Origin of the sequence: Aurantimonas sp. A2-1-M11 (genome assembly GCF_036549475.1) — a bacterium.
Lineage (GTDB): Bacteria > Pseudomonadota > Alphaproteobacteria > Rhizobiales > Rhizobiaceae > Aurantimonas.
The window spans coordinates 1-8,713 of the sequence record NZ_JAZHLI010000108.1 but is presented as its reverse complement, the minus strand read 5'-3'; the positions used below and the strand labels follow the sequence as shown (position 1 = coordinate 8,713).

The following is an 8,713-nucleotide window of genomic DNA, read 5'->3' as shown; positions in this document are numbered from 1 at the left end:
CGGACAGCCCGCTCACGGACCTCCGGCGAATATCTCTTCGATGTCGATTTTGTCATGATGACCCCATTCTCTCAGGAAATGAGGTCTCCGGGAAACCCGGGGCGGTTCACCGTGCTCTCTGGATCACACGCTGTGGGCCGATGGTTTCGTTGCCGAAGGGAAGATGAAGCGGGTGCCTGTATGGATTGACGAAGACGATCCGAACAAGCGCGATGGCTAGCGAGTGCCAGCGACGTCATAGTATCGGCGATTAGTCGGCGCCGAGATAAGGCGGCATTCGACTGAGATTGGACGTTACCGCACGCACGCCATCAACGTTTTCAGCAGCAAGACGGGCAGCGTGCTCCTCATCATCTGTCCTAACAATCCCCCAAAGCTCAACGAGCCCGTCTGTTACTGTCGCATTCACGCCAGTCGACACGAATCCGGGTGCCGCCTTCAAAGCCTCAGAAACCTGCTTGCGCAAAACTTCATCGCTGCGTTGTATGCCGGACAACGGTTTGGTGACAGCGAGACCTTGCAGAAGATTGGCCCGACTTATGATTCCTAGTAGCCGTCCGGCTTGGTCGATGACGGGCACCCGCTTGATGCGTTTGCGCTCCAGCAAGTGAGCGATTTCACCCAAGGGCGTTTCCGGCGCGACCGAAATCACATTTCGCGTCATGACTTCTTCCGCGCGACGGCCGTGCCGCTTAACGTATGCGGCCGGCGATTCTGGACTCGCAAATAATCTGAGCCACCAAGATCCTTGATCGGCAGTATCGTCGATGCGCCGCACGAGATCGCCTTCACTCACGATCCCAATGACCCGCTCTGCTTCATTCAGTATCGGGACCGCGCTAATTCGATGCTTCAGAAGCAGTTCGGCTATGTCGGTTACGGTAGCACCGGGGCGGGCAGTAATGACCTCATCGGTCATAACGTCTTTGGCCTGCATTACGTCCTCCCACCTACATGCTAAAATACTTTACCATTCGGGGCAGATTTAGCAATGTTTCAAAGCCAAATGACCAAATAGGCAGGGCAAAGAGTGGTCGGCGCATGTCCACGAGCGTCTCTGGCAAATTCAGTGCCACTATCAGGCTGTGAACAAGTTGCTCGCCGCAGGGCTTTGAGATGATTCATTGTCTTCGAAGGGATTCGGAGATCGGGGCATGCGGGGCGACGACAACCGAACGGGCGAGCTGTTCAGCTACGTGGATCTGGAGGCGCGGGTTCGGCGACTTCCACGGCCAGGAGCGGACGAACGAGACGCATGCCTCGACCACCGACCTGGAGGCCACACTCAACAAGAAGGGCAAGGGCAAGGAGGCGAAGCTGTGCTTCATGGGGCATGGGCTGATGACGAACCGTCACGGTCTGCTGGTCGACGCATGCCTGACATTCGCCGACGGTCATGCCGAGCGGGTTGCGGCGCTGCATATGATCGAGCCCCGGGCCAACAGGCCGCGGCGGATCACGCTCGGCGCCGCCATGCCGCGGTCATTCGTCGGAGGCGCTGTGAGTCCTTTTCCGGGGGCTCTACGGATGAGATTGCTGGCCATGTGCTTGATCGTAGTGAAGTTCGCGGGTGCGTTTTCTGTTCGCACGCGACATTCGTCGTCGCGGAAGACCATGTCCATCACCCAGTGCAGGCTGTTTTCAATGCTCCAATGGTCACGGATCATCGGGCCGACGGTGTTGGCCTCGAGGGTCAGAGAGGTGATGTAGAAGCGCGTCTGGCGGGTCGTCGCGCCGTCGATCTCGCGCTGGCTCTCGACCATGACGACGCTTTTCAGCCCGGACCAGTCATGTCGTTCGCGTAGCCATTCCACATCATGGATCGCAGTATATCGTCGTGTTTCGATCCGCCCATGGTCCGCGTCGACCGTCTCGAAACGGCTGAGCACCGGCAATGATGTAATCGGCATTCTTGTCGATACCCTTGAAGCCGCTGGCCTGCTGCTCGCCACAAAATATCTTCACGTCTTCGTGCAGCGTTCCCTGATTGCCTTTTGAGGAGATGATCTTTGTGGCCGATGCTTCGCTGCGCGCCATGGCGTCGATGGTGACGACGGCCCCTTCGATCGCCATCACGCCCAGAAGAGCGGGTATGGCGACGATCTCGTTGGATTTCTGGGCGACCGCGACTTGCCCTATCACGAGGCGCTGGCGGGCAGCGAAGGCCGAGACCATGTGGATCGGCTCCTTCGACCTCTTCCCGCCGATGGCGATGAACTCCGCCGGCGCTCTGGTCAACTCCGAAACCCGCGCGACTAAGCAGCGCCGGAAGGCGTGCGCATCGAGCGGAACCTCGCGATGTCGGTGAACGCTTCCGCTCCGGCCAGAACCGCGAGCAGGCAAAGGAGCAGCACCTCGTCGAGCAGGAGAGAACCATGCCCGGCTGCCGATGATCCGGCATCTCCTTGAAATAAGAAGAAATACCGTCGTCTCCGCCAAGGCGACAAAAACGCCGTCGTTCTCCACCATCGAAATCTCCTTCCGCACGAAACAGAGGAGATCGACAGATTCAGCTCTTCAGCCGTTTGCCATCACCTTCTTCACCCGATTGCCCTGCCTTTAAGTTCGATCGAAGTTCGACATCATCGGATTCGGTTGCGCCGAGGCGGGAATCGAGACGATCTACCCATCGGAGCACGAGATCCCGATGGATGCGATTGTCGCGGACCAGTCCTGCACTGTCTAGGAATCTTCCATCCGCCCGATGATCCGCGACCATGGAGCATTGAAAACAGCCTGCACTGGGTGATGGACATGGTCTTCCGCGACGACGAATGCCGCCTGCGAACAGAAAACGCACCCGCGAACTTCACTACGATCAGGCAAATGGCCATTAATCTCATCCGCAGAGCCCCGGAAAGGACTCACCGCGCCTCGGGCGAATGACCGCAGCATGAAACGACGAATTCCTCGTTAGCCTCATCAAACCCTGAGTTCATTCCCCCGATTCCCCTGGGGGACTAGGCGGTAGCACGGCGCACGGCTTCGAAACCGACATTGACGACGCAAGGGCCGCAGATTTCCCCGGATTGCCGCGCGAGAAGAACACGTCCGGCTTCTTCTCCCATTCGAAAACCGGGAACTCGCAATGTTGTGAGGTCAAGCCCAGCGGGACCAGAATAGTCGAAATCACCGAATCCGGCGATCGCAATGTCTTTTGGCACCGAGAGGCCGCAGCGGCGCGCCTCTGAAATCGCGCCGAGCGCGCCAGCGTCACTAGTGCAGAAAACAGCGTCCGTGTCAGGCCACTGATCGCGCAACCTGACGAGGCCTTGCGCGCCCGCCTCGATCGCGGCAAGCCCGCCTTCATCATGGATGATACGCGGCGGCCCCAGGCCAAGTTCCCGTATTGCGTCAGCGTAACCTTCTTGTCGGCGCCGTCCACGCTCGTCACTCGGCCCGCGTTGTCCCATCGTTGCAATCTTGCGATAGCCAAGTTCGTGAACGAACTGTGTCATATGCCAACCGGCATCATAGTTCGAGAATCCTACCGCCATGTCGATAGGGTCGTCCGGCAACTCCCACAACTCGACGACAGGGACGCCTGAGCCCCGGAGTTTATCGCGAGCGCCCGCCGTGTGATTTTCGGAAGTCAGAACGACGCCGATCGGCCGGTGCCCAAGCGCGACTGAAATTAGTTCTTCTTCGCCCTGCTGGGAATAATCGGTCGCCCCCAGAAGCAGCTGACAGTTGGCTTCTCGGAGGCTTCGTGCCAGTCCGGCGGCTGTCTCCGCAAATATCGATCCTCCCAGCGTCGAGATCAGCGCCGTGACTAGCCGGGCTTTCCGCGAGGAAAGCGCCCCGGCCGCCTGATCTGGAACATAGCCAAGTTTGGCGACGGCGCGAAATACCCGCTCCCGGGTTTCAGCCGCCACCTTTTCGGGCGCCGTTAGCGCGCGACTGACGGTCATCGTGGAGACGCCCGCCTCGCGCGCCACGTCCTGCATAGTTCGCCATTTTGGGGTGTCGCTCATTCTGTCTCCTTACATGTTATGGCGACACAGCGCCCTTGACAGGATAGTGTTATCGATAACACTCTCCTGTTAGGCAAGCTGAGTAGGGAGGTTGAAATGCTGAGCGCCGAGCAAATCGCACGCTATCGCACGGATGGGTATCTGCTGATCGAGAACGCCATCGGACCGGATGAGATCAAAGCCATTCGCGACACAGCGCTTGAGTTTATCGAACGCTCACGAGCACTGACCGAGAGCGACGATGTGTACGATCTCGATGACGGGCATTCAGCAGAGACGCCGCGCCTGACCCGAATTAAGGTGCCGCATAAACAGCATCCGATCTTTGACGGTGCGCTACGATCCGACCGAATGAAATCCTATTTCACAGATTTTCTTGGGCCGAACGTGGCGCTTCAGACGACCAAATTGAACACCAAGGCGCCCGGCGGGGGAGCCGCAGTTGAATGGCATCAGGATTGGGCGTTTTATCCCCACACAAATGACGACATGCTCGCTTTCGGGCTTATGCTTGAGGATGTTGATGAGGAGAACGGGCCGCTGATGGTTATTCCGGGAAGCCACAAAGGACCCGTGCTCAGCCATCACAACAACGGCGTCTTCTGCGGCGCGGTGAATCCCGACGATCCGGAATTCCACTTCGACAAGGCCATCAAGCTGACCGGCAAGGCGGGCGACATGTCCGTCCACCACGCGCGCACGCTCCACGGGTCCGCGCCGAACCGAAGCGACCGAGCGCGGATGATCATGTTTTTTGAGGCTTGCTCCGCCGATGCTTGGCCGTTGCTCGGCGCCGGATCCTACATCCATCGGCTCGGGCAGCAGGCCATGTGGGACGATCTCCGGGAGCGAATGATCTGCGGCGAGCCGGTGCTCTCCCCCCGGATCGAAACGAATCCGGTGCGCCTGCCACTTCCGCCCGCCTCCGATGCCAGTTCAATCTTCAAATCGCAGAAAAGCGGGGGAGCGAAAAGCGCGTTCGCAGCCTAAGCGACTCAAAAGACTGAAAACCCTTGGGAGGAAAACCATGAAAATATCAGCCACGTCCGTGGTCGCCGTCGTTGCGGCGGTGATGATTGGCGGAGCCGCCAACGCGAAAACTACGCTGACATTCGGCGGCTCCGACGCCGTCGGCTCCATGCTTGACAAGGCGAATGCCAAGTTCTCCGAATTGGTGACCGAGCGCACAGATGGTGAAGTCACCATCAACTTCATCTCGGGCGAGCAGCTCGGCAACGACGTCGATGTGATCCAGCAGGTCATGCAAGGATCAACCGATCTTTATGGCGACGTTCTAGGCTGGTACGCCAATTGGGTTCCGGATCTCAGCATCCTGAACTGGGGGTTCACCTTCGACGACAACGACCATGTTCAGACCTTTATCGACAGCGATCTCTACGCGGATATGGCGGAGCAATTGCGCAAGGAGCAGGGCCTCAGGGTTCTCGCCGTGGCGCCGACCCAACCGCGTGTGCTGTTCGGGGTGAAGGAGCTGAAGAATCCGGGCGAGCTTTCGGGCGTGAAGATGCGCGTTCCGGACATCAAGACCTATCTTCTGCTATGGGAGACGCTTGGCGCCCAACCGTCGCGTGTCGCGTGGGGCGAAGTGTTTCTAGGGCTGAAGACCGGCACGCTCGAAGCCACGGAAGGACCGGTCAGCAGCGCTTACGCGGCGAAGTTCCATCAGGCGGCGCCCTTCGTCATGCGCACCGATCATCTGGTCTCAACCTATCAGATCACGATCAACGACAAGACTTTCGAGAGCCTGACGCCGGATCAACAGAAGACCCTCACTGATACTGCCGTTGAAGTCACCCAATGGGCCCGTTCCCAGGCGGAATCCGAGACCGACGCCATCATAACTAAGATGGCAGATGAAGGCGCAATGGTTGTTGAAGTGGACGCATCGTCTTTCGCGGAGAAAGCTCGCGCCGGCGTCGAGACAATGGAGGCAGACGGTGTCTGGAGCGCCGGCCTCTGGCAACAAATCCGCGACCTTCGCGACTGAACTCGCCGCCGCGCTTCAGCGCGGCGCGCTTCCGGCGGGAGACCAGCAGATGAATCGTATTCTGGAGCGCACGCGAAGCGCCCTTGCCGTTATTGGCTGGATCGAAGCGGCGGTCATCGTTCTTTTGTTGCTGACAATCGTCATCAATATTTCGGTCCAGGTCGTATCACGGTATCTTTTCGATCTGCCGCTGATCTGGGTTGAGGAACTGGCGACTTATTCCTTCATCTGGGCGACATTTCTCGGTGCTTCGCTTGCGCTCAAATATCGCCGGCATGTCAACATCGAAACGGTCGTCGCCACTCTCGGCCCTCGAAGACAGGCGCTGTTTCGCGCGACGCATGCGGTCATCATCCTGACGATACTCGCAGTACTTGCTCCGTCGATCTGGGCGGCGATCGACATCGAGATGCGCCGTTCGACAATATCACTGCCGGTCGATATCCCGGCCGCCTGGTTTTTCTCCGTCCCGTTTATGGTCGCGGCGACCTCACTCTCCCTCACCTGCATCCATCAACTCGCCGCGAGTCTGAACGAAGCTGCCGGCGGAGCGCCGGAAGCGCCGATCATGGCCATGCAGGATGAGCAGGATGAAGCTGAGTTCCAAGCAATGGAGCACGCTTTGGATCGGAGCCCGCGATGAGCGTCGGATGGATGTTCCTGTTTTTTGCCTGCCTTGCGATCATCGAACTGCCGCTCGCTTTCGCCCTGATCGGTAGCTCGGTCGCGTATCTCCTTCTCGCGTCCCCGGTTCCTCTGACGATCGTGGTGCAAAGGATGGCGTCCGGCCTAGACAGCTTTCCGCTTCTCGCGATTCCGCTCTTCGTGCTCGCCGGCAACATTCTGAATAGGGGCGGGCTCGCCACGCGAATTTTTACCTTCGCGCTTTCCTTGTTCGGCCATATCCGGGGCAGCCTCGCCCATGTCAACGTGGTCGCCAGCATCGTCTTCGCCGGCATGTCGGGCGTCGCGCAGGCTGACGCAGCCGGCCTCGGCACCGTCGAGATCAAGGCTATGAAGAAAGCCGGATTCTCGCCGGCCTTTTCGGCAGCGGTGACGGCGGCGTCTTCGATCATCGGACCCATCATACCCCCGAGCGTCATCATGGTGATCTACGCCGTGTTGGCGCAGGCGTCAGTAGCCGACCTCTTTCTCGCCGGCCTTTTGCCCGGCCTGATGATGGGCCTCTTCCTGATGGCGACGATCTACTGGATGGCGCTCACCGGCCGCATCACCGCGCCGGTTGCGCCGCGCGCGAAGCCGAAAGCGATCGGCCGGGCTTTTGTCGCGGCCGGCCCCGCGCTTCTTGCGCCGGTAGTGCTGGTGGCCGGCTTGCTCTCCGGCGCGGCCACTCCGACGGAGCTTGGCGCCGTCACTGTCGTCTACGCGACGGTCGTCGGGTTCCTGCAGAGGGAACTGACCATAAAGAAGCTACTTCGTTGTATCGTAGAAACCGGCGTCACTGTCGGCGTTCTCGTGTTCATTATCGCGGCGGCGATCCCATTCGGCTGGATCGTCTCGATCAACAATTTGCCGGCTGAGCTTGCGGCGACTCTGCTGAGCTGGACAGACAATCCATTTCTGATCCTCGCCATGATCAACGTGATCCTGCTGCTCGCAGGGCTTGTCATGGAAACAACAGCGATCCTTCTCATCGCGGTTCCGGCCCTGCTGCCACTAGCGCTCGCGCTCGACATAGATTTAGTTCATTTCGGCGTTGTGATGGTCCTGAACCTGCTGATTGGCGCGACTACGCCGCCTTTCGGGGTATTGCTGTTCATCATGATGGACATCGCCAAGGTGAGCCTTGCCGAGATCGTTCGTGCGATGCTGCCGTTCTATGTCTCGCTGTTCGGGGCGCTCATGCTCGTCACATACTGGCCAGAATTCGTGCTCTGGCTGCCAAATCTCGTGAGCGGAAACTGACTTGATCGGATGTGCCGAAATAATAAGGAGCCTTGCATCGATCAGTTCATCCTTCGAAAGCCGCTGCAAATCGCCGCGTCCCCTATCGATTCAGCAATCCGCGCAGTTGGCAGGGGCAGGGCTGTAATTTGAACGACAAAACCCGGCGCCACGCGGGAGGCACCGGGCATCGCTGCTACGAAGAGGATCGTTCAAGCCTGCCGTGGCCGTCAGCTTAGCGAATCCACAACTCTGCAAAAGGCCGACGCCTCAGGCGTGAAATCGGTCGGGCTCGCAAGGATTTCTGCGCCGGCCCTGTTCAGAAATGCAGCGTCACGGGAACTTATCTGTCCGAGAGCGGAGCTCAGATCAATCCGCTCGACCAGCAGGATGCTCTGCGGCCGGTCGACTCTCTGTGAGGTGGGTCGTAGCCGCGAGCGGGGATCGACCCGTTCGGGACCGGCGAGCACGGTGTCGAGAAGCGCCGTATCGCGCAGCGAGCGGGTGAAGGTGCCGATGACCTCGAAGTCCAGCAGAACCTGCGGTAGGCCGTCGGCGCGTGGCACGTGGCCGTTCCCCGGCTTGAAGCCGACCAGACTAGGCCTGAATAGGCCGCGGGCCGCCGGGTCGAGCCGCCACCATCGGTGCCGATGCCCACCGGCAGAGCCCGGCCGCGACGGCTGCCACCGATCCGCCGCTCGACTCGCCGGGTGTCATACCGACCAGCTCATGTACTGACCGCTTTGATATAGGGATAGTTGCAGAGGGACCGGATGCGGGCTTGATCTTTGGTGGCGCGGTTCCAGGCATCGCAGCATGCGTCGAT

9 protein-coding genes and 2 pseudogenes are annotated in these 8,713 nt (G+C 59.6%); 6 read left to right on the top strand and 5 right to left on the bottom strand.

Annotated features, from left to right (window positions below; translation table 11 throughout):
• Positions 1–250: 250 nt before the first annotated feature.
• Positions 251–937: a CBS domain-containing protein gene (locus VQ042_RS23765; protein WP_331822755.1), complete on the bottom strand. Its 687-nt coding sequence runs from the start codon at positions 935–937 to the stop codon at positions 251–253.
• Between the two features lie 278 nt (positions 938–1,215).
• Here VQ042_RS23765 and VQ042_RS23760 point away from each other — a divergent pair.
• A pseudogene (locus VQ042_RS23760) lies at positions 1,216–1,470 on the top strand (IS5/IS1182 family transposase); the annotation flags it as partial.
• Here the strand turns inward: VQ042_RS23760 and VQ042_RS23755 are convergent.
• Together VQ042_RS23755 and VQ042_RS23750 are read right to left on the bottom strand one after the other, a co-directional pair.
• Complete coding sequence (locus tag VQ042_RS23755; protein ID WP_331822756.1) at positions 1,395–1,910, bottom strand: ISAs1 family transposase; 516 nt, start codon at positions 1,908–1,910, stop codon at positions 1,395–1,397. The pseudogene VQ042_RS23760 and the gene VQ042_RS23755 sit on opposite strands and share 76 nt — an antisense overlap.
• On the bottom strand, positions 1,816–2,469 hold the full coding sequence (locus VQ042_RS23750) for an ISAs1 family transposase (protein WP_331822754.1): 654 nt from the start codon (positions 2,467–2,469) through the stop codon (positions 1,816–1,818). Before VQ042_RS23750 ends, VQ042_RS23755 begins: the two co-directional genes overlap by 95 nt.
• A 249-nt stretch (positions 2,470–2,718) precedes the next feature.
• On the opposite strand from VQ042_RS23750, the pseudogene VQ042_RS23745 reads away from it, so the two are divergent.
• Positions 2,719–2,847: pseudogene (locus tag VQ042_RS23745) on the top strand (ISAs1 family transposase); the annotation flags it as partial.
• A gap of 113 nt (positions 2,848–2,960) precedes the next feature.
• On the opposite strand, the gene VQ042_RS23740 reads toward VQ042_RS23745, so the two are convergent.
• The gene (locus VQ042_RS23740; RefSeq protein ID WP_331822753.1) at positions 2,961–3,974 is read right to left on the bottom strand and encodes a LacI family DNA-binding transcriptional regulator; all 1,014 of its coding nucleotides are present in this window, start codon (positions 3,972–3,974) and stop codon (positions 2,961–2,963) included.
• A 96-nt stretch (positions 3,975–4,070) separates the two neighbouring features.
• On the opposite strand from VQ042_RS23740, the gene VQ042_RS23735 reads away from it, so the two are divergent.
• From VQ042_RS23735 to VQ042_RS23720, 4 genes are read left to right on the top strand one after another with little or no spacing between them, the layout of a single operon-like run.
• Complete coding sequence (locus VQ042_RS23735) at positions 4,071–4,964, top strand: phytanoyl-CoA dioxygenase family protein (protein ID WP_331822752.1); 894 nt, start codon at positions 4,071–4,073, stop codon at positions 4,962–4,964.
• Positions 4,965–5,001: 37 nt separating this feature from the next.
• On the top strand, positions 5,002–5,982 hold the full coding sequence (locus VQ042_RS23730) for a TRAP transporter substrate-binding protein (RefSeq protein WP_331822751.1): 981 nt from the start codon (positions 5,002–5,004) through the stop codon (positions 5,980–5,982).
• A gap of 49 nt (positions 5,983–6,031) precedes the next feature.
• A complete protein-coding gene (locus VQ042_RS23725; protein WP_331822750.1) occupies positions 6,032–6,625 on the top strand; it encodes a TRAP transporter small permease in 594 nt (197 codons plus the stop codon).
• Positions 6,622–7,908, top strand: coding sequence for a TRAP transporter large permease (locus VQ042_RS23720; protein WP_331822749.1), 1,287 nt, complete (start codon positions 6,622–6,624; stop codon positions 7,906–7,908). Before VQ042_RS23725 ends, VQ042_RS23720 begins: the two co-directional genes overlap by 4 nt.
• A gap of 209 nt (positions 7,909–8,117) precedes the next feature.
• On the opposite strand, the gene VQ042_RS23715 is transcribed toward VQ042_RS23720, so the two are convergent.
• On the bottom strand, positions 8,118–8,453 hold the full coding sequence (locus tag VQ042_RS23715; RefSeq protein WP_331822748.1) for a hypothetical protein: 336 nt from the start codon (positions 8,451–8,453) through the stop codon (positions 8,118–8,120).
• Positions 8,454–8,713 lie beyond the last annotated feature (260 nt).